General features: G+C 63.2%; 22 protein-coding genes. 8 read left to right on the top strand and 14 right to left on the bottom strand.

Annotated features, from left to right (window positions below; translation table 11 throughout):
- The first annotated feature begins 70 nt into the window (after positions 1 to 70).
- Entirely contained in the window at positions 71 to 706 is a 636-nt protein-coding gene (locus tag VRZ08_RS09710) for a class I SAM-dependent methyltransferase (protein ID WP_414532411.1), read from the top strand.
- A gap of 386 nt (positions 707 to 1,092) precedes the next feature.
- Here the strand turns inward: VRZ08_RS09710 and VRZ08_RS09705 are convergent, their stop codons facing one another.
- The 3 genes from VRZ08_RS09705 to VRZ08_RS09695 form a co-directional block, all read right to left on the bottom strand.
- Entirely contained in the window at positions 1,093 to 1,896 is an 804-nt protein-coding gene (locus VRZ08_RS09705) for a DODA-type extradiol aromatic ring-opening family dioxygenase (protein ID WP_414532410.1), read from the bottom strand.
- A gap of 42 nt (positions 1,897 to 1,938) precedes the next feature.
- On the bottom strand, positions 1,939 to 2,529 hold the full coding sequence (locus VRZ08_RS09700) for a malonic semialdehyde reductase (RefSeq protein WP_107356845.1): 591 nt from the start codon (positions 2,527 to 2,529) through the stop codon (positions 1,939 to 1,941).
- A gap of 73 nt (positions 2,530 to 2,602) precedes the next feature.
- Positions 2,603 to 3,244 carry a YceI family protein gene (locus tag VRZ08_RS09695; RefSeq protein ID WP_414532409.1) on the bottom strand — a complete coding sequence of 214 codons (642 nt, stop codon included), beginning with the start codon at positions 3,242 to 3,244 and terminating at the stop codon, positions 2,603 to 2,605.
- A 96-nt stretch (positions 3,245 to 3,340) separates the two neighbouring features.
- Between VRZ08_RS09695 and VRZ08_RS09690 the strand changes: the two genes are divergently transcribed.
- Positions 3,341 to 4,243 (top strand): LysR family transcriptional regulator, encoded by a 903-nt coding sequence (locus VRZ08_RS09690; protein ID WP_414532408.1) that lies wholly within the window; start codon positions 3,341 to 3,343, stop codon positions 4,241 to 4,243.
- A gap of 12 nt (positions 4,244 to 4,255) precedes the next feature.
- Here VRZ08_RS09690 and VRZ08_RS09685 read toward each other — a convergent pair whose 3' ends face one another.
- From VRZ08_RS09685 to VRZ08_RS09675, 3 genes are all read right to left on the bottom strand, one after another.
- Complete coding sequence (locus VRZ08_RS09685; RefSeq protein ID WP_414532407.1) at positions 4,256 to 4,729, bottom strand: BLUF domain-containing protein; 474 nt, start codon at positions 4,727 to 4,729, stop codon at positions 4,256 to 4,258.
- Positions 4,730 to 5,125: 396 nt separating this feature from the next.
- Entirely contained in the window at positions 5,126 to 5,386 is a 261-nt protein-coding gene (locus tag VRZ08_RS09680; protein ID WP_414532406.1) for a hypothetical protein, read from the bottom strand.
- Positions 5,387 to 5,958: 572 nt separating this feature from the next.
- Positions 5,959 to 6,588 carry a DNA alkylation repair protein gene (locus VRZ08_RS09675; protein WP_414532405.1) on the bottom strand — a complete coding sequence of 210 codons (630 nt, stop codon included), beginning with the start codon at positions 6,586 to 6,588 and terminating at the stop codon, positions 5,959 to 5,961.
- A 503-nt stretch (positions 6,589 to 7,091) separates the two neighbouring features.
- Here VRZ08_RS09675 and VRZ08_RS09670 point away from each other — a divergent pair.
- Positions 7,092 to 7,658, top strand: a complete 567-nt coding sequence (locus tag VRZ08_RS09670) for a VOC family protein (protein ID WP_414532404.1) — start codon at positions 7,092 to 7,094, stop codon at positions 7,656 to 7,658.
- Positions 7,659 to 8,564: 906 nt separating this feature from the next.
- Here the strand turns inward: VRZ08_RS09670 and VRZ08_RS09665 are convergent.
- On the bottom strand, positions 8,565 to 10,262 hold the full coding sequence (locus VRZ08_RS09665; protein ID WP_414532403.1) for an AIPR family protein: 1,698 nt from the start codon (positions 10,260 to 10,262) through the stop codon (positions 8,565 to 8,567).
- Positions 10,263 to 10,909: 647 nt separating this feature from the next.
- Between VRZ08_RS09665 and VRZ08_RS09660 the strand changes: the two genes are divergently transcribed.
- Positions 10,910 to 11,299: a hypothetical protein gene (locus VRZ08_RS09660; protein WP_414532402.1), complete on the top strand. Its 390-nt coding sequence runs from the start codon at positions 10,910 to 10,912 to the stop codon at positions 11,297 to 11,299.
- Positions 11,300 to 11,372: 73 nt separating this feature from the next.
- Here VRZ08_RS09660 and VRZ08_RS09655 read toward each other — a convergent pair whose 3' ends face one another.
- Together VRZ08_RS09655 and VRZ08_RS09650 are read right to left on the bottom strand one after the other, a co-directional pair.
- A complete protein-coding gene (locus VRZ08_RS09655) occupies positions 11,373 to 11,837 on the bottom strand; it encodes a hypothetical protein (RefSeq protein WP_414532401.1) in 465 nt (154 codons plus the stop codon).
- A complete protein-coding gene (locus VRZ08_RS09650) occupies positions 11,834 to 12,628 on the bottom strand; it encodes a hypothetical protein (protein ID WP_414532400.1) in 795 nt (264 codons plus the stop codon). The genes VRZ08_RS09655 and VRZ08_RS09650 overlap by 4 nt, the downstream gene beginning before the upstream one ends.
- A 724-nt stretch (positions 12,629 to 13,352) precedes the next feature.
- On the opposite strand from VRZ08_RS09650, the gene VRZ08_RS09645 reads away from it, so the two are divergent.
- Entirely contained in the window at positions 13,353 to 13,730 is a 378-nt protein-coding gene (locus tag VRZ08_RS09645; protein ID WP_414532399.1) for a hypothetical protein, read from the top strand.
- Positions 13,731 to 13,924: 194 nt separating this feature from the next.
- On the opposite strand, the gene VRZ08_RS09640 is transcribed toward VRZ08_RS09645, so the two are convergent.
- Positions 13,925 to 14,641: a DUF1013 domain-containing protein gene (locus tag VRZ08_RS09640; protein ID WP_107345862.1), complete on the bottom strand. Its 717-nt coding sequence runs from the start codon at positions 14,639 to 14,641 to the stop codon at positions 13,925 to 13,927.
- A 259-nt stretch (positions 14,642 to 14,900) separates the two neighbouring features.
- Here VRZ08_RS09640 and ispH point away from each other — a divergent pair, with 259 nt between their 5' ends.
- The 3 genes from ispH to rnhA all read left to right on the top strand — a co-directional run bounded on the left by ispH (position 14,901) and on the right by rnhA (position 17,410).
- Entirely contained in the window at positions 14,901 to 15,863 is a 963-nt protein-coding gene (gene ispH, locus VRZ08_RS09635) for a 4-hydroxy-3-methylbut-2-enyl diphosphate reductase (protein WP_263989582.1), read from the top strand.
- A 99-nt stretch (positions 15,864 to 15,962) separates the two neighbouring features.
- On the top strand, positions 15,963 to 16,946 hold the full coding sequence (locus VRZ08_RS09630) for a homoserine kinase (RefSeq protein ID WP_414532398.1): 984 nt from the start codon (positions 15,963 to 15,965) through the stop codon (positions 16,944 to 16,946).
- Positions 16,943 to 17,410 (top strand): ribonuclease HI, encoded by a 468-nt coding sequence (gene rnhA / locus VRZ08_RS09625; RefSeq protein WP_011159804.1) that lies wholly within the window; start codon positions 16,943 to 16,945, stop codon positions 17,408 to 17,410. The genes VRZ08_RS09630 and rnhA overlap by 4 nt, the downstream gene beginning before the upstream one ends.
- A 150-nt stretch (positions 17,411 to 17,560) precedes the next feature.
- On the opposite strand, the gene VRZ08_RS09620 is transcribed toward rnhA, so the two are convergent.
- The 4 genes from VRZ08_RS09620 to VRZ08_RS09605 all read right to left on the bottom strand — a co-directional run bounded on the left by VRZ08_RS09620 (position 17,561) and on the right by VRZ08_RS09605 (position 23,676).
- On the bottom strand, positions 17,561 to 18,046 hold the full coding sequence (locus VRZ08_RS09620) for a peroxiredoxin (protein WP_107345858.1): 486 nt from the start codon (positions 18,044 to 18,046) through the stop codon (positions 17,561 to 17,563).
- Between the two features lie 246 nt (positions 18,047 to 18,292).
- Positions 18,293 to 19,984, bottom strand: a complete 1,692-nt coding sequence (locus VRZ08_RS09615; protein WP_414532397.1) for a long-chain fatty acid--CoA ligase — start codon at positions 19,982 to 19,984, stop codon at positions 18,293 to 18,295.
- 274 nt (positions 19,985 to 20,258) lie between these two features.
- On the bottom strand, positions 20,259 to 21,707 hold the full coding sequence (locus VRZ08_RS09610) for a D-alanyl-D-alanine carboxypeptidase family protein (protein ID WP_107356832.1): 1,449 nt from the start codon (positions 21,705 to 21,707) through the stop codon (positions 20,259 to 20,261).
- Positions 21,708 to 21,876: 169 nt separating this feature from the next.
- The gene (locus VRZ08_RS09605; RefSeq protein ID WP_414532396.1) at positions 21,877 to 23,676 is read right to left on the bottom strand and encodes a glucan ABC transporter ATP-binding protein/ permease; all 1,800 of its coding nucleotides are present in this window, start codon (positions 23,674 to 23,676) and stop codon (positions 21,877 to 21,879) included.
- Between the last annotated feature and the right edge of the window lie 270 nt (positions 23,677 to 23,946).

The raw sequence follows: 23,946 nt of genomic DNA, 5'->3' as shown, positions 1-23,946 counted from the left end.
GCCGATTAGCGTAGCGCCGCCGCTGGCCTACGCAACATCGACCAAACGCTGACGAGCCGGGAGCGAGGCGATGTCATTCTCGAGATTCTGGGAGGTGCTCACCGGGCGTGACACGGCGCGCGCGGGCCGGATCGATTGGGACGCCAAATACGGCACCGACACCCGTTCCATGGTCGAACTGCACGGACTGACCATCGGCCACGACAGCCGCCGGTTCGGCGAGCGCTATCAGGCCAGCGATCCGTCGGTGCTCGGCGACGCGGTGGCGTTCGTCGGGCTCGATCCGCGCGCCTATCGCTTCGTTGATCTCGGCTGCGGCAAGGGCCGGATGCTGATCGTCGCCGCCGAGCTCGGCTTCAAATCCTGCGTTGGCGTCGAATTCGCCGCCGAGCTGGCGCAGACCGCGAAGGCCAATGTCGCAGCAGCCGGATTCACGACGATCTCGATCGTGCACGGCGACGCCGGCGCCTACGCGTTCCCCGACGATCCGTTCGTGCTGTATCTGTTCAACCCGTTCTCGCACCAGATCATGGCGCGGGTCCGCGACAATCTCGCGACGCTGCGCCGCGCCGAGTACTACGTGATCTACAAGAATCCGCGCGAGCGCCGGATCTTCGACGAGATGCCGACGCTGCGCTATCTCGGCACCCCGCCCGCGCACAAGGGCGTGTGGGGCGTGCATGTCTGGGCGCCGCGGCGCGCGTAAAGAAAGCGCTCGTAGGATGGGTTGAGCCGCAGGCGAAACCCATCGCTCCGTTTGCATCGTGACGATGGGTTTCGCTGCGCTCAACCCATCCTACCACCTCTTTGGGGCTCGAGATTCCGGGTTCACGCGCTGGCGCGCGCGCCCCGGAATGACGTGGTGAGCCATGTGCGCGCCTCTCCACCCGCCGTCATTCCGGGATGCGTGCGACAGCACGCAGACCCGGAATCTCGCAGTTGTTACGAAGGAAGATGCCGCGAAGCGCGCGGCGGTCGCGTGCACGAGCCCGTCGAGTAGCCCGTAGCATGGGTTGAGCGCAGCGAAACCCATCGCTCCGTTTGTGTCGTGATGATGGGTTTCGCTGCGCTCAACCCATCCTACGGTGTCAATCACCCGAACGCGTAGCCCGAGATGCGCTTGTTGCCGATGGCGTCGTGGAACACGCGGCGGCCTTGGTCGGGGCCGGCGGCGCCGGCGGTGACCATCAGCGGGATCAGATGTTCTTCGCGCGGATGGCAGGCGCGGGCGCCGGGGGCGCTGGCCCACTGCGCCAGAAGGTCGTTGCGGACCGCGGCGTCGGGCGCGGTCGCAGCTTCCGTGAGCCAGCGATCGAACGCCGCCGACTCGGCCTCCTGGCCGTCGAAGAAGGTCGAGAGGTTGTGGAAGCTGTTGCCGCTGCCGATGATCAGCACGTTGTCGTCGCGCAGCGGCGCCAGCGCGGCGCCGATCGCCAGATGCTGCACCGGATCGAGGTCCTGCTGCAGCGACAGCATCACCACCGGGATCTGCGCCTCCGGATCGACGATCAGCATCGGCACGAACACGCCGTGGTCGAAGCCGCGCGCTGCATCGGTGGCGGTGGCGATGCCGGCATTGCCGAGCAGCGCCTGCACCTGTTTGGCCAGCGCCGGATCGCCCGGCGCCGGATAGCTCAGCCGGTAGGTGTGTTCGGGAAAGCCGTAGTAATCGAACAGCATCGATGGGGCGGCCGAGGTGCTGACGGTCGGCAGCGCCGCTTCCCAATGGCCGGACACCATCAGGATCGCGCGCGGCCGCGCCGGCAGCGAGGCCAGCACGCCGGACAGATAGGCGCGCAGGCCGTCATAGGCGTGCGGCCCGAACCGCCGCGGCGGCTCCATCCAGAAGCAGGGGCCGCCGCCGTGCGACAGGAAGATGGTGGGTTGACGGGGCATCGTCGCAATCTCCCTGATTGGAAGGCGTGTTGAGCGGCCGCGTTACAGCACGCGGCAGGCGTCCTCGAAGGCGAGCCGCGGGTTGCGCGGAAACAGCTTCTCGGCGTCGCCGTAGCCGATGTTGCACAGGAAGTTCGACTTCCAGCGGCCGTCGGGGAAGAACTCGGCGTCGAGCGCGGCGTGATCGAAGCCGGACATCGGCCCGGCATCGAGCCCGAGCGCGCGGGCGGCGAGGATCATGTAGGCGCCCTGCAGCGCCGAGTTGCGCTTGGCTGTCTCGGTGATCAGCTCCGGCTTGCCGACGAAGCCGCTGCGCATGTCGCGCGCGGGAAACAGCTGCGGCAGCAGGTCGTGGAATTCGGTGTCGTAAGCCACGATCACGCAACACGGCGCCGCCTTGACCTTGTCGACATTGCCCGGCGCGACGCTGTTGAGCAGCCGCGCCTTGGCCTCGGCGCTGCGCACGAACACGAAGCGGCCTGGATTGCTGTTGGCGGCGGTCGGCGCCCATTTCAGAAGATCGTACAGCGCGTGGATGGTGTCGTCGGTCACCGGCTTGTTGGTCCAGGCATTGTGGGTGCGGGCCTGAACGAACAACTGGTCGAGGTGAGGGGCGTGCAGCGTCGAGCTCATGGGGCGTTTCTTCTGTCGGACGAAGGGAGGTGCGCCCGCCGCCGGATGCGACGGGCGCGGAACGTCGAAGCGATCAGTTCTGCTTTTCGAACGCGGCGCTGATTTCGAGGCCGACCTCGTCGCTGATCAGCGGCACATACTTCCTCACGCCGAACTCGCTGCGCTTGATCGTGCCGGTGAGATCGAAGCCGACCGTCACCTTCTTGTTCAGCGGGTTGACGCCGGCGCCGTGCAGCCGGGCATCGAGCGTCACGGTCTTGGTGACGCCGTGCAGCGTCAGTTCGCCGGTCACCTTGGCCTGGCGCGGACCGGTGACGGCGACCTTCTGCGATTTGAACAGGATCTCCGGATGCGCCTTGGCGTCGAGCCAGTCGGCGGCCGTCAGCTCCGTGGTCAGCTTGTCGACCGGGGTGTTCACCGAGGCGGTCGGCAGCTTGATGTCGAAGCTGCTCTTGGCCGGGTTGGCGCCGTCGAGCTGCAGCGTGCCGGAGACGTCGCCGAACCGGCCGCGGAAGTCCGAGAAGCCCATATGCGACACCACGAAGCCGACCTGGGTGTGGTCGGGGTCGATCGCGTAGGCGCCGCTCTCGACCTTCACCGGCTCGGTCTTCACCGCCTGGGCCTTGGCGGCCTTCGGCGCGGTCTCGGCGAACACGGCGGGCGCGGCCACCAGGGCGGCGGCCAGGATCGGAAACAGCAGGCGTCGTTGGATCATGGGTATCCTCCAGTTTGGCTGTCCCCCTGACTTAAGAGCGGCTGCCGGCCGAAGAAAGAGATGAAGTTTTGTGGCTCTTCATCTAAAATTTAGATGATGAATGACGGCCTCACCCTCGACCACATCCAGCTTCTGCTCACCGTGGCGGACGAAGGCAGCTTCTCCGGCGCCGCCCGCAAGCTGCGGCGGGCGCAGTCGGCCGTCACCTACGGGGTGCAGAAGCTGGAGCAGCAGATCGGCGTCGCGCTGTTCGACCGCTCCGGCTACCGGCCGGTGCTGACCGAGGCGGGGCGCGCGCTGCTGGCGCGGGCGCGGCGGATCGCCGAGGAGGCGGCGGCGTTTCGCGATCAGGCGCGCAGCCTCGCCGGGGGCCTGGAGCCCGAATTGACCCTGGTGCTGGACTCGATGTTTCCGATGCCGCGGATGGTCGATGCGCTGCGCGCCTTCACCGACGCCTTCCCCACCGTGCCGCCGCGGATCTTCGTGCAGTCGCTCGGCGCCTCGGCCGAGCTGGTGCTGAACGGCACCTGCGTGATCGGCCTGGTGCCGGAGCCGTTCAGCGATCAGCCCGAGCTGAAGCGCTATCCGCTGTCCACCGTGCAGCTGTTGCCGGTGGTGGCGCAGGATCATCCGCTCGCCGCGATCGAGAGTGCGATCCCGACCGACGTGCTGCGCCGCTACGTGCAGCTCGTGCTCACCGACCGCTCGGCGCTGACCGAAGGTCGCGACTACGGCGTGCTGTCGACGCAGACCTGGCGGCTGGCCGATCTCGGCACCAAGCACGCGATGCTGCTGGCCGGGCTCGGCTGGGGCAGCATGCCGACCCATCTGGTGGCGGACGATGTCGAGGACGGCCGGCTGAAGCTGATCCAGCCGCTCGAATTCGAAGACCACACCGCGCGGCTGGTGATGACCGCCGCGCATCTCGCCGGCCGCCCGCTCGGCCCCGCCGCGCAGTGGATGCTGAACTACCTCCGCGCCCAGAGCCCGCGCGAGTGAGGCGCCGCGCCCTCAGCTCTTGCCCGGCGCCGCGAACGTCCGGTCCGGCGATAGCTCGGCGTCGTAGGCCATTTCCATCACGATTTGGAACAGCCGGTCGCAGCGCTCGTCGGGGGCGAAGTGGGTGTCGTCCCTGATCCAGCCGAGCGCCTTCTCCCAGCTCGGCGAACGGCCGATATAGGCCATCGTCCAGTTCGGGAATTCGCGGTCCTCGACCTCGGCGGCCGACATCACCTGGATCTTGCTGTGGCGGGGATCGTGCCGGATCACCTCGAAGATCCGCTCCACGGTCTCGCGCGGGCCTTCCAGCACCTGGGCGAAGAAGCCGCAGTTGAAGATCAGCGCGCCGGTCAGGCCGAGCGCGTTGTTGTTACGGCGGGAGGTGGCGAGGATGCCCTCGATCTCACGGGCGACATGCGCGACATCGCCCTCGATCCGATTCTCGCTGACATACAGCAATCGATACAAATGCGCGGATTCAGTCATCACCGCGCTGGTTTAGACGGAGTAAAGCCATCAGCCAATCCTCCCCAACGCCATTGAGGAGTGCTGCGCCTTCGGCTTCCTTGCGCGGCGTCAAATCACCTCGCGCTTCTTCTCCCCCTCTGTCATGCCGCAGCGCTCGCGACGCGAGCGAGTCCTGAATTCCCGCAGCCGTGAATCGAAAGCGCGGCCGCGAACGGGCGCGGTGATGACTCGCTAAAATTGTCGGGATGCTCCGTATCGCGCCAATGCACGTCCGAGTCATTCCGGGGCGCTCGCGAAAGCGAGCGAACCCGGAATCTCGATCCCGGATCAACGGACGGCCTGGCATGATTCCGCGAGCGGAGAACGCTGGATGGATCGAGCGCGTCGAACTCCATCAGCGGCAGTGAAAGCCGCTCAGCTCAGCATCGGCCACAGCCGATACGCCACCGCGACGGCGAGCACGATCGCGGCCCAGACCAAAGCGTGGTTCAGCCATTGGCTGGTGGTGGTCCCGCGCAGCATGCCGCGGCCGACGAACAGCGTCAGCGCCGACAGCATCGCGACGCCGACCACCGTCGAGGAGTCGAACAGTTCGCCGCTATAGGCGGTGTCGTTGACGATCGCCGCCACCCCGCCGGTGACCACGATCGCGATCAGAAGCCAGAAGTAAGCCATGGCCGAAGTCTCCGCCGCACCGCGCAGCCCTGTCAATGCGGGGCAGCGCCGCGGGGGCGCTCCTTAAGTATGGAGTCCGGGCTCGCGCTCCGCGAGCCCCGGAATGACGTGGAGAGAGGATGACTTGTCAGAAAGCAGGTCATTCCGGGTCGATCGCGCAAGCGAGCGAACCCGGAATCTCGACGTTGTGACAGGAATCGCCGCGACGTGATCAGAGCGTAGGCGAGTTAACCGAAGGCATCAGCCGCCAATGCGCGCTGTATGCGTCTCCTCATATCGCAGCGCGCTCCCTCTCCCGCTTGCGGGAGAGGGCTAGGGTGAGGGCGACGCGAGCAGTGAGTTGCGGCGAGCAGGAGTATGTAGAGCGGGTTCGCCGACGTCGTATCCCGCCATGTGCTGTGTCAATGAAGGTGTCGGATAGCGCTTCGCTCATCCGCCCGACGGTTGATCCAGCCGTCGGCGCAAGGCGCGCTTCAAGTCTGTAGCCCGCATGAGCGTAGCGACATGTGGGAGCGCCAAACCTGGATGTCGCTTCGCTCATCCAGGCTACGCTTGCTAGTCGTCTCCGCGCCTCAGGCGGCGGAGGATGTCAGCAGGCGCGCGGCCAGCTTGTGGACTTGCCGGACGCCCTGGTGATCGAGATCCCAGGTCGCGACTTCGCTGCGGATCAGATCGGGGTGCTTCTTGCTGATGTCGCGCAGGGCGTTGCCGACCGATTTGCGCAGGTACTCGCTGTCGTCGTTCCGCAGCGGCGACAGCAGCGCGACGGCGGCTTCGGGATGGGCGCGAAAGTAAGGCCGCGCCGTCCATATCCGCAGGCCCTCGGTGACGGCGCGCCTTGTGTTGGCGGATGCCGCCGACAACCACTCCCGGATGGTCGGCAGCGCGGCCTCATAGCCAGTGTCCGCGCAGAACCGGTCGAACGCTTTGGCCAGAATCTCCTGCACGCGCCAATCGTCGTCCAGGCTGACGCGCTGCTTGAGCATCACGAGCGCATCGCCATCGTCCGCGGCGAGACGCCCGAGAATGAACGTCGCCACACAGCGGGCTTGATGGACCTCGGATCGCAACAGCTCCAGCGCGATCTCTTTCGCCCCCGCCGCATCACCTGACGCGATAACCTCGCTCGCCGCCAGTTCGAGATCCTTGAACCCGTTCGCGGTGCGCCTGGCCCGTTCGATAATCGCCGTTGTGATCCGCATCGTGGTCTCGGTTTGAGCTTTGGAGGACAATAGCGTGACCGTGGCCGCGTTTCCATGTGCCGAGCTTGGAATCGGTTGGCGACGATGTCGCGCGCAGCGCGTAGGGCGGGTTAGCCGAAGGCGTAACCCGCCGATGTGCGACGTCAATGAAGGCGGCGGATGACGCTGCGTTCATCCGTTCTCCGGACTATCAATCCAGAGCACCGACGGGGTTACGGGCGGTTCGCGTTCCAGAGCATCGCAAAACGACGTCCTCACCCCGCGTCATTCCGGGATGCGCGCCACCGGCGCGCAGGCCCGGAATCCATAACCACCGTCGTTTGCCTTCCGGAGTAGCGATGCAACGCCGCGCCCTCACAGCATCCACAGTGAGTATGGATTCCGGGCTCGCGCTCCGCGCGCCCCGGAATGACGTGGAGAGAGGATTGTACAATCAGGATTCGAAGGGTTGAATGTGGTAGGGCGGTTTCGCCGAAGGCGTAACCCGCCGATGCGCGGCGTCAATGAAGGCGGCGGATGACGCTGCGCTGATCCGCCCGACGAGCTGCCACTGCCTTTTGGTGCTGATCACAGCTTTGGAGAGAATTGTGGCTGAGAATTCGGATTTCGCCGTGCGTCGCGCCGACCATGTCGGCTTCTCCGTTGCCTCACTGGATTCGGCGCTTCGTTTCTGGGTTGAAGGATTGGGTGGGCAGCTGGTTCGGGTTGGCGATATGGGTGGGGAATTCCTTGGAGAGGTGACCGGGGCTCACGGGGCGTCCGTCCGCATGGCCATCGTGTCCCTGGCAGGGCAGATGATTGAACTACTGGAATATTCTGGTGTCGACTTACAACATCGCGCATCAAGGCCATTCGATCCGGGATTTGCTCATCTGGCTCTTATTGTGGACGACATAGACAGTCTTCTGGCGCGGATTGCAGTCTACGAATGGAGGCCACAGGGAAAGCCGCAGATGATCTCTGGCGGTACCCGAGCGGGAACGAGAGTGATCTACGTCGTCGGCCCCGATGGCGCGACCATCGAGTTGATGCAACTGCCAAAGGCTACCAAAAACCAAAATGCAGATTGAGTCTGGATTGTAGGAGTGTCGGCTTGGCGAGCCCATCCGAAGCAACCGTCAGAAAGCTCTGGTAATCTCTGCGCTTTCCCGGGATGCGTCATGCCGATTGTGGAAGAATCAGGAACAGCGCGTAGGGCCGGTTAGCCGAAGGCGTAACCCGCCGTGCGCGGCGCCAGTGAAGACGGCAGATGACGCTGTGCTCATCCGTCCTACGGACCGTCAATGCGTGGCAGCGATGGCGGGCGGTTCGCATGTCCAGGGCACCGCGAAACGACGTCCTCACCCCGCGTCATTCCGGGATGCGCGCCACCGGCGCGCAGGCCCGGAATCCATAACCACCGTCGTTTGCGTTTTGCCGCAGCGATGCAGCGCCGCGCCCTTACAGCATTCACAGTGAGTATGGATTCCGGGCTCGCGCTCCGCGCGCCCCGGAATGACGTGGAGAGAGGATTGTACAGTTAGGCTAAGCAGGTCGTTCGGTCATTCCGGGGCGCTCGCGAAGCGAGCGAACCCGGAATCTCGACGTTGTGACAAGGATCGTCGCGAGGCGATCAGAGCGTAGGGCGAGTTAGCCGAAGGCATCAGCCGCCAATGCGCGCTGTATGCGTCTCCTTACATCGCAGCGCACTCCCTCTCCCGCTTGCGGGAGAGGGCTGGGGTGAGGGCGCCGCGGGCAGTGAGTTGCGGCGAGCAGGAGTAAGTAGAGCGGGCTAGCCGAAGGCGTATCCCGCCATGTGCCGTGTCAATGAAGACGGCGGATGACGCTGCGCTCATCCGCCCGACGGTTGATCCAATCGTCGGCGCCCAAGGCGCGCTTCAACTCAGGTGCCCGCATGAGCGCAGCGACATGCGGGAGCGGCAAACCTGGATGTCGCTTCGCTCATCCAGGCTACGCTTGCTAATCCGCCCTAAGGGCTATCGATTTGTCCGAATCGCATCCTCAAAGACGACTTTGCTGTGCGATGGGTTCTTGAACAGAACAGCAAGGAACTTGTCCGGGAATTCTTTCTCGATCGAGGCCGTCATCCGCGCGTAAACATCATTGCAGAGACGATAGATTGGCGCTGGATCATTGATCTCGTTCCTGAAATCGCTGATTGGCTTCGATAGCCGGTTCAAGCCGTATAATCGGAAGACGGCGGCTGAGAGAATACGGTTTCCGTGAACAAGAACGCCCCAAGCTGCGCCATTCTTCTTTGATGAACTTTTCTTTTTTCGCTCGATCCATCCATCGATGTGACGGTTCATGGCCGTTGCATTGAAGGCACGAGCTCCGCTTGTCGAGGGATTGTAGATCGTCCGATACGGAGCTTTCTGAAGATCGTTAAAGAATTTCCCGATTCCGCTCTTTACCTGTACCGCGAGACCTGGATCTCCGGACGAGCATGCAAGAGCGACAGTGACTTCGATCAGCTCACAACTGCTAGCCGAGGGGCTGACCTCCTCGCTGCGCAAGAATTGATAGTCGACGCCTTCGACCGCCATCTCTTCTTTGAGGCGCTTCTGTTCGGGGTCCTGTGCAACGAAGTCTCGTGATTCTATTCGGTTCTGAAGGTTGTTGGTTCGTGTAACCTCTTTTCCGAAGCCTGCGGGCGCCGACTCTAGGAGGATGACTCGGATTGGTACTCGAACTAGTCCGAGGTTCGTATCGTTCTCGATGCGCCCGAGAGAGCTGACGGTTTGGGCGCCATTAACGATCGACGCCCCTCGAAAACGAAACTGTCCGGCGGATTGGGTTGCGGCCTTGGCTGGAGCAACGACGGCCTCCTCGGCGATCAAGGTGATTCCGTTGTTGAAATACCAGAATTTCTCGGGCGAATTGAGTGCGGTCTGTCTGATTTCGTTGTTTACGTCGGTTCCGCCGAGGGAGTGACGAATATTGGAGACTACTAAGCTCTTCCCGTGTCGTTTCCACCATGTCTTCAACTGATAACCATCAACGATACCGAAATACGCGGCATAAGGAGCATTGACGCGAGACCAATCGAGTATTTGCGCCTCTAACGTGACGCGCCCGCCTTCTGGGTCGCTTGCGAGGCGAGTGTAGACTTCGTTCAAACCCAGGAGTTCCCACGAGACCAGCTCGTGCGGGTCGTTGCCGTTGAGTCCTGATAGCAGTCGTTCAAAATGCAAAGTGCTCGGCTTCGCAAGTTGACTCACTCCGGTGGTGACGACTGCTAGGTGGACAGAGGTGCCGGGCGTATTGATTTGAGCGAAGATGTCTTGAAGACTGGCGTGCAGTCGGCTGTGGAATGCATCGACGTTCTGTTCGATCGCATCGCGAACGCCGGTGACAAAGGTCCCGATGTCTTTCGCCTCCGGCTCGCCTGTCCCGGCGTTGATCCATTTCGATTGGACAAAGACCACGGATTGGTCCGATGGATCATAGTAGGCTGCATCGATTCCGTTGTCGCCGCTCCCGTCCCATACCGACTCTGCGGCTTGTTTCGGTGTGCAACCGGCGACCGTGGAGACGGCGAAGGCCGCTAAGCATCTCGTTAATACCTTCTGATCCCTTTCCGCGTCTCGCGGCGAAATGTCAGAAACATTCAGGTGCGGTTCAAACAGTTCACGTAGTCGGACTTTGATTTGATTGACTTTTAGGGAAGACATTGCGCCTTGCTCGATTTCTGAGTCTCGAACCGAACGCTAGCGGTGCATATATCGATCTTCAATTGTTAGTTGTGATAAGAGGTGTCGCTGAGGACGGTATTTTCGGAAACGCTGTAGGGGCGTGTTCTGGTGATGGAGGGTAGATGGCGCTGCGCTTGCTACGGCCCCTTCATTTATCCAGTTGAGGTCAGCTCGTGGGGCGGAGCCGTCGTTGAGCGACGTCAATGAAGACGGCGGATAACGCCGCGCTCGTCCGTCCTACGTGTCAATGTGTGGCAGCGATGGGGGCCGGTTCGCGTTCCAGAGCATCGCAAAACGACGTACTCACCCCGCGTCATTCCGGGATGCGCGCCACCGGCGCGCAGGCCCGGAATCCATAACCACCGTCGTTTGCGTTCCGGAGTAGCGATGCAACGCTGCGCCCTCACAGCATCCACAGTGAGTATGGATTCCGGGCTCGCGCTCCGCGCGCCCCGGAATGACGTGAAGAGAGGATTGTTTAATCAGGATTTGTCGGATGGGTTGAGCTTGCCGAGGCCCTCGTCGAGGCTACGCTTCCTACATTAAATCTCTTGGTCCTAGAGGGGCGGTCGCACCAATTCCGAAAGTCATCAATCCAAAGCAGTAACAAGACTGAGGGCAAAGACATGGCGCCATCGATAGGTCCGCACGAGATGCGGGAGCTGGAGTTGATGAAGAGCGGTGAAAAACCTCTCAGCATGTTTACGGAGCCGATCCCGTTGGACGCTAAGACGTTCCCCGAGGACGAGTTTGACGAGATGGTGAACGAGGGCAAGCTCATCAAGCGCGTATGTATTGAGACACTGGAGGTCGGCTCGAACCAGATCAGAACACGGCGAGTTCTTTATGCATTACCTGGCGAGGAGTGGAGAATTCCAGCTGCTGTTTTAGTCCACAAGGTGTACCGCTCGCTTGGCGGGTGGAGGCCAGATCTTGATAGAGTTATTGGTGAGTTGCTGGGCTATGATGCAGTCGATATCGATGAGTTCGTGGAAAGAAGCAAAACTAGCGTGTAGCGTGTAAGGCGGGTTAGCCGAAGGCGTAACCCGCCGATTTGTGGCGCCAATGAAGGCGGCGGATTACGCTGCGCTAATCCGCCCTACGGGCTGCTCCGCCTAACAACTGCCGAAGGCGCAGCCCGATCTCAAGATAGCCTTGCCCGCCGAAATATAATACGTCGTCCGTTTCAATATGGGTCACTCGATATACAACAAGCTTTGCGGTTGCTGCGAGGATTGCGTGACCGCTATATACCAACCGAATGTTAGTCCAGGTCTGCTTGTTCAAAGTGTCGCATAGAGCGTTGATGCGTCTTTCAAGGTAACCTGTGATTGTGGCTGAGTTCGTCGTATCGAAATTTCCACTCGAAAAGACGAACACTTCTCCCTGTAAGATTTCAGGCGGAATTCTATGAATTGTATCATCGCACACAATGGTTAGAACTTGGGAGGGGGGCTTGGACGAGACTCTGGATGAAATAAGTTCTTCGAGGTCACGCTCGCTGAATTCTTCGATAAATTCCTTTACAAGGTTATGGAGCTTGGGGCTGATCACGAGGTTTTCTCTTTTAGGCTCTCGATATCGTTCTTAAAAAAATCCCATAGTGGCGTGTTAGATCTTACGCGCATCGCGGGGACAGGTTGGCGTCTGGGAGAGCATGTGTTCCATATCACGTATATTGAGTTGTCGAACTTCACTGCAGAGTATCGTAGCAAATTGTCAACATAACAAATTTGAAGGCGTTCGTTGTATTTATCTCTCAGTTCAGCGTGGAATTGATCGATTTTTGTGTAGTTTGAATTTAGTGATGGTTCGTCCCATCCAAGGTTCTTCATCAGTGAAATTGTTGGAGAGTCTCTCCTCAGAAAAATGAACCTCGCGGTGCCTCCATTGTTCAGAAGGGTTTCAATTTGCGGACGGTAGTCCACGAGGAATCGTGAGTTACAAGAAAATAGAGTTACAAGATCTTTCGTTTCTTCAATTTGTTTTCTAAATCTGACCTCTTTTGAGTCGGTGAAATATTCCGAGACGCCGGAATCGGCGACTGTTCTCGATGCTATGACGGTCTCAATTAGCTCGTTGTGCAATGCCTTCTTTGCGGTGAAGTCGTAGATCCATTGAAATGCTCCTACTAATGCGAGTGCCGATCCGGCATTTGTGAGCATCGATGGATAGTCGAGTTTCCCTTGTAGTATAAGTCCGACAACCAATAGGAAAAGACCCAGGCAAACGATTAGTAGGGCAATGATGTGAGCAGAATAGTCGGACGTCTTTGTCAATTCGGCCTCGCTGAATGGATTGGGCTTCGCTGTCGGACCGTAGGCGAGCTGGGGCTTAAAGCGCAATTGATAAATTTAGTCGGAAGTCTGCATGAGGAGGCGATATGCGGGAGCGCCAGACCTGGATGTAGCTTCGCTTATCCGGGCTACGCTTGCTAAAGAGGAGCGGGGCAAAAGCCGTGCGTCTCGAAAGATGAAAAGGGTGGGGCGGTTTTGCCAAGGGCGTAACCGCACCGATGCGCGGCGTCCGTGAATACGGCGGATGACGTCGCGCTAATCCGCCCTACGCTTTTCTTATTTGTCGTTTGACAAGATTCGAACTTGGATTATATTCCCATGCATCCCGCCCCATCGAGGGGCGCGTTGCCGGGACGCTGGTCGTCGCGGGGCGGGGTGTGGCGCCTGCGGGTGTGGGGTGGACGTCGCCCTGGACCTCCGGGAGGCTGAGGGTCGCCGTCCGCCGCTACTACGAGCGGCCGCCGCGACAGAGGCTGGACGGGTACGGTGGAGGCCGGGGAAAGCCCGCAAGCTCGCCGTGTCCCGGAAGAACGGTCCTTCAGCCAAAAGTCGCCACGGTGGAGCGTCGAAAGACGTTTCCGCGGCGCTCGCGCTTCGGCGATCCGAAGCCTGAGGGCCGCGGGTACTACCAAAGGCGCGTCTTTCGGCGCTCCACCTCCCTCGGCCCGATGGCCGACCGGAGGCCCCCTGAACCCACCACTCACGCAAGGCTTTTGCGGGCAACGCCGCCGCATGCGCGCGCGCCCGCTGGTATCAGCATCAGGAGGGAGCGATGCCGACTTGGCCGACCGAACACCTCAGCTGGGATCACGCGCGGCTGGATGCGCTCGAGCAGCAGGCCAGCGCCGAGCGGGCGCAGCTTTGGCTCGACATCGACATGCTGGCGGCACGCCGCGCGCTGCAGCGCGCGCTGGCAGATGAAGCGCAGGCGCACAAGCGCTGCCCAGTGAAGGACTGCCGCCGGGCGCGCGGCTGCCGCACGCCGATGCTCTGCGCCGTCGTGCCGATGGACCCGCCGACCGAGTCACAGTGGAAGATGATCGACACGCTGTACATCAACCTGCAGCGCCGCCGCCGCGATCAGGCGCTGGCGCGGCGGCAGCACGGCGAGCGGATGCGCGATGCGCGCAAGCCGGGGAGCGGGCGATGACGATGTTGGTGGAGAGGGTGTTTTGCGCTGATGCCGGCTGCGGAGCGGCAACGCGCCGGGTCCGTCATCCTCCGCGCAAGCGGAGGATCGAGTCTTCCAGAGAGCTTGCGGTCAGCAACGCGCGCTCTGGAATCCTGGGTCGCCCGGCTGCGCGGGCGATGACCGTGAGGGTGGGCGGCTCAGAAGCCGCCGGCTCAGAAGCCGCCTTCTTCGTCCTCGTCGTCGTGCTTCTTGCCGCCGATGGTTTTGAGCTTGGCGAACACCGCGTCGACGTCGAGATCTTCCTGGCTCTTGCCGGAGGTCGCGGCTTCGAACTCGGCTTCCTTGCGGGTGGTCTCGGAGGCCGGCAGCAGGGTGGCGCCGCCATACTGCTGGTCGGTCGGCTTCTCCTTGGCGGCGCGCTGCACCTCGAAGTCGAGGTCGAGCTGCGAGCACAGGCCGAGCGTCACCGGGTCCATCGGGGTTAGGGTCGCGGCGTTCCAGTGGGTGCGGTCGCGCACGGATGCGATCGTGGTCTTGGTGGTGCCGACCAGGCGCATGATCTGCGCGTCCTTCAGCTCCGGATGATTGCGCACCAGCCACAGGATCGCGCTCGGGCGCTCATGGCGGCGCGACACCGGGGTGTAGCGCGGGCCCTTCTTCTTGGCGGCCTGCGGCAGCACCACCTTGCTCTCGGCGAGCTTCAGGCGATAGTCCGGGTCCTTCTCGCCCTTCTCGATCTCGTCGCGGGTGAGCTGGCCGGTCGAAATCGGGTCCATGCCCTTGATGCCCTGGGCAGCGTCGCCGTCGGCGATCGCCTTGACCTCCAAGACGTGCATCTTGGTGAAGTCGGCGACCTGATCGAACGTCAACGCCGTGTTGTCGAGCAGCCAGACGGCAGTGGCCTTCGGCATCAGCGGTGCGTTGCTCATGGCAAATCTCCTTTGTCCCTTGCCCCTCCGGATTCGTCCTGAGGCAAGGCGGGTCGTCGAGGATGACGGGAATTGCCGCTTATATATGCTGTCCGGGGCTCGCCGCGCAAGGAGCCTTGCTAAAGTGCAGTTGATCCGGCCTTGACAGTGCCGCAAACCCGGCCCAATTCCTACCCCGTTCGACCGCTGCGCAACGCCGTTGGCGTGCGCCCGTTTTCCGCCGGTTCTGCTCGGCGCCCAGGCCCCCGGATCGTTGCCCATGCTCGCCAAATCGCCGCTGAAAATCGTGTTGTGCTCGCCGCGCGGGTTCTGCGCCGGCGTGGTGCGGGCGATCGATACCGTCGAGCGGGCGCTCGCGATGTACGGCGCCCCGGTCTATGTCCGGCACGAAATCGTCCATAACAAATACGTGGTCGACAGCCTGCGCGCCAAGGGCGCGATCTTCGTCGAGGAACTGGAAGAGATCCCGGACACCAAGGCGCCGGTGGTGTTCTCCGCCCACGGCGTGCCGAAGTCGGTGCCGGAAGACGCGCTGTCGCGGAATTTCTTCTCGATCGACGCCACCTGTCCGCTGGTCACCAAAGTGCACCGCGAGGCGGCGATCCATTTCAAGCGCGGCCGCGAGATCCTGCTGATCGGCCATTCGCACCACCCCGAAGTGGTCGGCACCCTCGGCCAGCTCCCGGCCGGCGCGGTGACGCTGATCGAGACCGCGGCCGATGCCGAGGCGTATCAGCCGAAGGACCCCAACAACCTCGCCTTCGTCACCCAGACCACGCTGTCGATCGACGACACCGCCGGCATCGTCACGGTGCTGCGCGAGCGCTTCCCGAACATCTCCGGGCCGCACAAGGAAGACATCTGCTACGCCACCACCAACCGCCAGGCGGCGGTGAAGAAGGTGGCGCCGGTGGTCGACGCCATGATCGTGGTCGGCGCGCCGAATTCGTCGAACTCGCAGCGGCTGCGCGAAGTCGCCGAGCGCGAGGGCTGCAAGGTCGCGGTGCTGGTGCAGCGCGCTTCCGATCTCGACTGGAGCCAGTTCGAGGGCATCAAGGTGCTCGGCCTCACCGCCGGGGCCTCCGCCCCCGAGGTGATCGTCGAGGAGATCATGGGCGCCTTCGCCGAGCGGTTCGACCTGTCGGTCGAGACGGTGTCGGCGGCGGAAGAAAACGAGTTCTTCCCGGTGCCGCGGGTGCTGCGCCCCGACGCCGCGGAATAACCGGCCGGACCCGGGGCCTCCCCCCGGGGGCGCCCTTTCATCGCGCCCCGTCTTGGTCTAGGAAGCCGCCAGCTTTTTTCCTTCTGATCGGATCACGCCATGGCGGTCTATACCGACGTCGCCGCCGACGAGCTTGCGGATTTCCTGAGCCGCTACGACATCGGCGACTTGTTGTCCTACAAAGGCATCGCCGAAGGCGTCGAGAACTCCAACTTCCTGCTGCACACCTCGCGCGGCTATTTCATCCTGACGCTGTACGAAAAGCGCGTCGCCCGCGACGATCTGCCGTTCTTCCTGTCGCTGATGACACATCTGGCCGGCAATGGCATCAGCTGCCCGCAGCCGGTCGCCGATCGCGAAGGCCAGACGCTGGCGACGCTCGCCGGTCGTCCGGCGGCGATCATCAGCTTCCTGGATGGAGTATGGCCGCGCAAGCCGAGCGTGGTGCATTGCGCCGGCGTCGGCCAGGCGCTCGCCAAGATGCATCTGGCGGGGCGCGACTTTGCGATGAAGCGCGCGAATGCGCTGTCGGTCGCCGGCTGGCGGCCGCTGTTCGCCGCCGCCGAGGCGCGCGCCGACGAGGTGCAGCCGGGCCTGCGCGATTTTCTGGCCGCCGAGCTGAGCTATCTGGAAAGCGGAGTGTGGCCGTCCGATCTGCCGCAGGGGCTGATCCACGCCGACCTGTTTCCGGACAACGTGTTCTTCATCGGCGACGACGTCTCCGGCATCATCGACTTCACCTTCGCCTGCAACGACCTGCTCGCCTACGACGTCGCGATCTGCCTGAACGCCTGGTGCTTCGAGGCCGACCACGCCTTCAACGTCACCAAGGCGCGGGCGCTGCTCAGCGCCTATACCCGTGAGCGTCCGCTCGATGCCGCCGAGCAGGCAGCGCTGCCGCTGCTCGCCCGCGGCGCCGCGCTGCGCTTCCTGCTGACCCGGCTGGTCGACTGGCTCAACGTGCCGGAAGGCGCGCTGGTGAAGCCGAAGGACCCGATGGAATACGTCCGCAAGCTGCGCTTCCAGCAGAATGTCGCCGGAATCCGCGACTATGGTGTCGAGATCGCAGGGGCGGTGGCGTGAGCGAGGCCGACCAGAAGCCGGTGATCATCCACACCGACGGCGCCTGCTCCGGCAACCCCGGCCCCGGCGGCTGGGGCGCCATCCTCAAATTCGGCGACGTCGAGAAAGAGCTGAAGGGCGGGGAGCCCCACACCACCAACAACCGGATGGAGTTATTGGCGGCGATCTCGGCGCTCGAAGCGCTGACGCGGCCGTGCTCGGTGGATCTCTATACCGACAGCCAATACGTGAAGAACGGCATTGGCAGCTGGATTCACAATTGGAAGCGCAACGGCTGGAAGACTGCCGACAAGAAGCCGGTGAAGAACGTCGATTTGTGGCAGCGCCTCGACGCCGCGCTGAAGACTCACAGCATCCGTTGGCACTGGGTGAAAGGCCACGCCGGCCATGCCGAAAACGAACGCGCCGATCAGCTCGCGCGCGACGGCCTCACTGAAAACCGGATGAAGTCGCGGGTGAAGTAATCGCTTCACCGTCGTCGTCACCCGCGCATGCGGGTGATCCAGTATCCCAGAGAGCTTGTTAGTTCAGCACGAACGCCCTGGAATACGAGATCGCCCGGACACGCCGGGCGATGACGTTGGTGTTAGGGGCGAAGTGTGCCGATTATCAACTCACAGCTGCCCGAGCAGCGTGTCGCCGCCGGAGACTTCGACCTTGCCGGGGTTCGGCTCGAGGTTGAGAGTCTTCACGACGCCGTCTTCGACCAGCATCGAATAGCGCAGCGAACGGGTGCCGAGGCCAAAGCCCGAGCCGTCCATTTCCATGCCGATCGCCTTGGTGAAGTCGGCATTGCCGTCGCCGAGGAAGATCGCTTCATTGCGCTGGTCGGTGTCGCGCTTCCAGGCGTTCATCACGAAGGCGTCGTTGACCGAGACGATCGCGATGGTGTCGACGCCCTTGTCCTTGATCGCATAGGCGTTGAGGAAGATGCTCGGCAGATGCATCTTGTGGCAGGTGCCGGTGTAAGCGCCGGGCACGGCGAACAGCGCCACCTTCTTGCCCTTGAAGATGTCGTCGGTGGTCTTCACCTGCACACCGTCTTCGGTCATCACCCGAAACTGCGCGTCGGGCAGGCGGTCGCCAACCTTGATGGTCATCGGTATCTCTCCCTGTTGTGCGGATGATTTCTAGCCCGCGGGTATGACAGTGACAATATTGCGGGATCGGTCAGGTGTTTGTGTTGGCGGGTGGCCGCGCGCGCTCCAAGCGTAACGCCGTCATTCCGGGGCGCTCGCGCCAGCGAGCGAACCTGGAATCTGAAACGGGCACGATGACTGCGGGATTCCGGGTTCGCGGCCGTTTGGCCGCGCCCCGGAATGACGTGCATGGACAACAGGAGAGCGTTACGCCGCTGCCTGATTGCTCTTCTTCTCGTCGCGCAGTTCGCGGCGCAGGATCTTGCCGACGTTGGTCTTCGGCAGCGTGGTGCGGAATTCGATCTGCCGCGGCACTTTGTAGTTGGTCAGTTCGTTGTGGCAGAACTTGATGATGTCCTCGGCGGTGACATCCGGGTCCTTCTTCACCACGAACGCCTTGACGGCTTCGCCGGTGCGCGAGTCCGGCACGCCGATCACCGCGCATTCCAGCACGCCGGGATGGCTCGCGACCACTTCCTCGACTTCGTTCGGATAGACGTTGAAGCCGGAGACCAGGATCATATCCTTCTTGCGGTCGACGATCTTGGTGAAGCCGTCAGGCGACATCACGCCGATATCGCCGGTGCGGAAGAAGCCGTCGGCGGTCATCACCAGCGCCGTCTCGTCGGGACGATTCCAGTAGCCGGACATCACCTGCGGACCCCTTGCGCAAATCTCGCCGGGGGTGCCGAACGGCACTTCCTTGCCCTCTTCGTCGCGGATCGAGAGCTCGGTCGACGGCATCGGAAGCCCAATGGTGCCGTTGAACTCGGTCACGGTCGCGGGGTTGCAGGTCAGCACCGGCGCGGTCTCGGACAGACCGTAGCCTTCGGCGATCGGGCAGCCGGTCATCTTCAGCCAGGCTTCGGCGACCGGACGTTGCACCGCCATGCCGCCGCCGTTGGAGATCTTCAGCTTGGAGAAGTCGACCTTGTCGAAGCCCGGCGCGTGGAGCAGGCCGTTATACAGCGTGTTGACGGCCGGGAAGCTGTTGACCTGATACTTCATCAGTTCCTTGATGAAGCCCGGAATGTCGCGCGGGTTCGGGATCAACAAGTTGACGCCGCCGGCGCGCATCCCGAGCAGGTAGCACGCGGTCAGCGCGAAGATGTGATACAGCGGCAGCGCGCAGACGATGAACAGCTGGTCGACATGCGGCGGCTTGGCCAGCGCCGGCTGCAGCCAGGCGTCGTTCTGCAGCACGTTCGCCACCACGTTGCGGTGGAGCAGCGTCGCGCCCTTGGAGACGCCGGTGGTGCCGCCGGTATATTGCAGGAAGGCGACGCTCTCGGGACCGATCGCCGGCTTGGTGAACTTCTGGCCGCGACCTGCCGAGACCGCATCGTTGAACGAGACCGCGCCCGGCAGCGAATAGGCCGGCACCATCTTCTTCACTTTGCGGACCACCAGATTGACGATCACGCCCTTGAAGCCGAGCATGTCGCCCATCGTGCCGACGATGATGTGCTTGACGGGCGTGCGGGCGACCACCTGCTCGACCGTGTGGGCGAAGTTCTCCAGCACGATGATGGCTTCGGCGCCGGAATCCTTGAGCTGATGCTCCAGCTCGCGCGGGGTGTAGAGCGGGTTGACGTTGACCACCGCGAAGCCGGCGCGCAGCACTGCAGCGATCGCCACCGGATACTGCAGCACGTTCGGCATCATCAGCGCGACGCGCGCGCCCTTCTGCAGACCCTTGCCCTGCAGATAGGCGCCCAGCGCGACCGACACCTCGTCGAGCTCGCGATAGGTGATCGCCTTGTCCATGCAGATGAAGGCTTTGCGATCGCTGTACTTACGGAAGCTTTCCTCGAACAGATCGACCAGCGAGGGATACTGCGTCACGTCGATGTCGGCCGGGACGCCCGGCGGGTATTGCTTGAGCCAGATCCGCTCCATGGTGTGTTCCTCGTGTCGCCTGCCCGAAGCATTCCGCTTCGTGCGTTATGATTGTTGCATATCGATTGGGGGCGGCGAATTGGCCGAAAGACGCCGCAGGTCGTTTGCTGCGCTGCGAAATAAGTACTCGAAAACCGCGTTCGACCTCCCGTTCGGCGGAGTATTGAGCGAAGCCAACACCGAACGCAAGCGGCCGCACGCCGCAGTGCGACGGCGGTCTGTGAACCATCAAGCGGCAGCAACGAGAGGTTGATTCAAGCTGCCGTAACGGTCGTCAGGATTTCGGCTTGGCGTCGCTCGCTGCGCTGCTCGGCGCAGGTTTGGCGGCAGCCTTCGGCTTCGGCTTGGCCGGAGCGGCAGGCTTGTCCGCGGCGGCTTCAGGTTTTGCCGTCGCATGCTTCGGGCCCGCATGCTTGGTGCCGGCTGGCTTGGCACCGGCAGCAGGCTTGGCCGGCTTGTTGGTATCGACGACGACCGCGGTACGCGGCTTGCTGCCCTTCGGCGCGGCCTGATCGACGCTGGCTTCCTGACCTTCCGAAGCGGCGTCGTTCTTCTTGGCGACCCGCGCTTTCTTCTTCTTGGCCGGCTTGACGGCCTGCCGCTCGGCATCGCTGGCCTCGGCGGCGATCAGCGCCGGACCGCTGCGGGTCGGACCGGTATAGACCAGCACCGGCTGGGTCGGTTCGGGTTCGGCGGCGATCATGTCGACCGGCCGCAGCGCCGGCGTCTGGAACATCGACATCACCGGATTGCCCGACAGCGCGTTGGCGACGGTCTCGTCTTCGTCGCTGGCCGGGCGCTTGCGCTTCGGTCCGCACATCTCGTCGCGCAGATCCGGCGGCGCTGCGGCGATCGGCGCCAGATTGTCGACGGTGCCGAGCGACGGCGTCAGCCAGGCGAGGGTGTTGGTGGAGAAGCCGCGCTCCAACAATTGCGCCGCCTTCACGGCGCGGTCCTGGCCGGAGCTGGCACCGAGCACCACGGCGATCAGCCGGCGGCCGTTGCGCGTGGCGCTGGCGACGAGGTTGTAGCCCGAGGCGCAGATGAAGCCGGTCTTGAAGCCGTCGGCGCCGGGATAGCGGCCGATCAGCTTGTTGAAGTTCCGCGTCACCCGCTTGCCGAAGCGGATCGCCGGAATGTGGACGTAGTATTCGTATTCGGGTAGGTCGCGGATGATGGCGCGGGCGAGGATCGCGAGGTCGCGCGCCGAGGTCACCTGCTCGTCGGCGGGCAGGCCGTTGGGATTGACGTAGTGGGTCTGCGTCATTCCGAGCCGCGCCGCGGTATCGTTCATCATCGCCGAGAAGCCGTCGATCGAGCCGCCGACGCCTTCGGCCAGCACCACGGCCATGTCGTTGGCCGACTTCACCATCATCATCTTCAGCGCGTTGTCGACGGTGAGCTGGGTGCCGGCGCGGAAGCCCATCTTCGAGGGGGATTGCGCCGAGGCGATCGGCGACACTGTCAGCAGCGTGTCCGGCGTGATGCGGCCCTGCTTCACCGCCTGCAGCGTCACATACAGCGTCATCAGCTTGGTGACGGAGGCCGGATGCCACGGGTAGGTGGCGTTGTCGGCCTGCAGCACCTTGCCGGTATCGGCCTCGATCAGCAGCAGCGCTTCGGCATTCGCGACGCGCGGGAGCACGGTCAGCGACAACAACGCCGCAACGACGATGGTCAAAAACGAGGATGAACGGCGAGGCTGTGCAGTGATGAAAGGCACGTTCCGATTCCGGTCCTGTGAGTTCCGTCGCGCCGACGAGATCGCGGCACGGTGACGTTCGGGTTTTCAGGCGGTGGCCCCAGCAAACCCGACCCTATACCGGCTCGCGCCCGCAGAACAGGGCTTGGCCCCGGGTAATCGGGGACGAAAAGGGCTGAAATTCGACCGATCAGAGTTGTGGGTTGGCTGCCGGGCTCATTGCGGAGCGCGCGCTCTCCTGCACCATGAACTGCGCCCGTGCCAATTGCGCAAATGCACCGCCGCGCGCCACCAGTTCATCGAACGTTCCGCTTTCGATCACTTTGCCGTTGTCGAACACCAGAATACGGGTGGCGTCACGGATGGTGGACAGGCGGTGCGCGATCACGAAGGTGGTGCGGCCTTTCATCACCTCGTCGAGCGCGAGGTTGAGCTTGGCCTCGGTCACCGCGTCGAGTGCCGAGGTGGCTTCGTCGAGGATCAGGATCGGCGGATCCTTCAGCAATGCGCGCGCGATCGACAACCGTTGCCGCTCGCCGCCGGACAGCATCCGGCCGCGCTCGCCGGCATTGGTCTCGAACTTGTGGTCGCTGCGCTCGATGAACTCCAGCGCTTGGGCGCGTTCGGCGGCGAGGCGCAACTCTTCCGGCGTGGCGTCCGGCTTGCCGACCCGCAGATTGTCGGCGATCGAGCGGTCGAACAGCAGCGCTTCCTGAAACACCACGCCGATGTTCCGCCGTAGCGACGCCAGTGTAATACCGCGGACGTCCATGCCGTCGACCTTGATCACGCCGGACTGCGGATCGAAGGCGCGATGCAGCAGCGCGATCGCGGTCGACTTGCCGGCGCCGGTGGCGCCGACCAGCGCGATGGTGTCGCCGGGCAGGGCGGTGAAGCTGAGGTCCTCGACCGCCGGCCGCTTGCCGTCATAAGAGAACGATACGTTCTGGAATTCGACCAGGCCGGACAGCCGGCCGCAGTCGATCGCATCGGCGCGGTCTCGCACGGCGGGCACGGTATCGAGCACCGCGATGAATTCGCGCAAGCGCGGCGCTTCCATCAGCACGTTGTTGATGAAGTTCACCACCTGCTCGAGCCGCTGGATCAGCAGCGTGGCGAACGAGACGAACATCACGATCTCGCCGACGCTGGTGAGCCCCTGCTGGTTGAGGTAGATGCCCAGCGCGAAGATCGACAGCACCGTGATGGTGGTGGATGCGCGGGTGATCACCGTCACCAGCGCCCACCACGACAGCACCGGCATCTGTGCCGCGAGCAGCCGCCCCGAGACATTGCGCAGCCCCTGCACCTCGGCGTCGATGCGCACGAAGCTCTGCACCAGCGCGACATTGCCGAGCGCGTCCGAAGCGCGGGCGGAGAGATCGCTGTACTGGGCTTCGACTTCGCCCTGCATGCCGTAGGTCTTGTGCACCACCAGCGTGGTCAGCACCGTGAACACGATGCACAGCACGAACAGCAGGATCGCCAGCCGCCAGTTGATGTAAAGCGACAGCGGCAGCAGCACGACAAGCGACAGGATCGCGGCGAAGTGCTCGCGGAAGAAGCCGAGCCACATCCGCCACAGCGCGTCGGTGCCTTGCAGCATCACCTTCATCAGCCGGCCCGAATGGGTGCCGGTGTGGAAGCTGATCGGCAGCTGCAGGATGTGTTCGAAGTAGCCGGTGAGCACGGCCTGGCGTTGCCGGTGCGCCAGCCGGTCGGCCTGCAGCGCAACCAGCGCCGAGCACATGATGGTGAACAGGCCGAAGCCGACCCAGGCGCCGAGGAGCGGCCAGGGTGAGCGCGTCTCCGGCACGAGTGCGCCGGTGGCGAGATTGCCGCTCATCACGTCGACGATCCGGCCGAACAAGATCGGCTCGGCGAATTGCGCGGTGGCGAGCAGCAGATTGGCGACGGCAAGAATCCAGCCGAGCCGCGCCTCCTTGCCGAGCAGTTGCAGCACGCGGGTGTAGAGATGGAGTAGCGACATCAGCCGGCCCAGGACGAAACAGTTATCGTTAGATCATTTCAGCGTCCGGCGAAATGTGCTCGCGCATCTGTCCGAGGGCATGTTGAGACGGACCGATGCGTACGCGGCCGACCTCGGACAGTCACCGGGCACGCAATCTCACGGCCATCGCGGCTCAACGTGGCAACGTGCCGCAGATTGTGGGCGACGCCGATTCGGCCGTCGGAAGAACCTCGGCTGGAGCACGCAAAGCCCTGCCATGCGGGGCTTTCCGACACCCTGTACCGGGTT

It is taken from the genome of Rhodopseudomonas sp. G2_2311, from assembly GCF_047501505.1.
GTDB classification, from domain to species: domain Bacteria; phylum Pseudomonadota; class Alphaproteobacteria; order Rhizobiales; family Xanthobacteraceae; genus Rhodopseudomonas; species Rhodopseudomonas palustris_H.
Note: the sequence above shows the minus strand (reverse complement) of the source record. Positions and strands in the feature narration are given on the sequence as shown.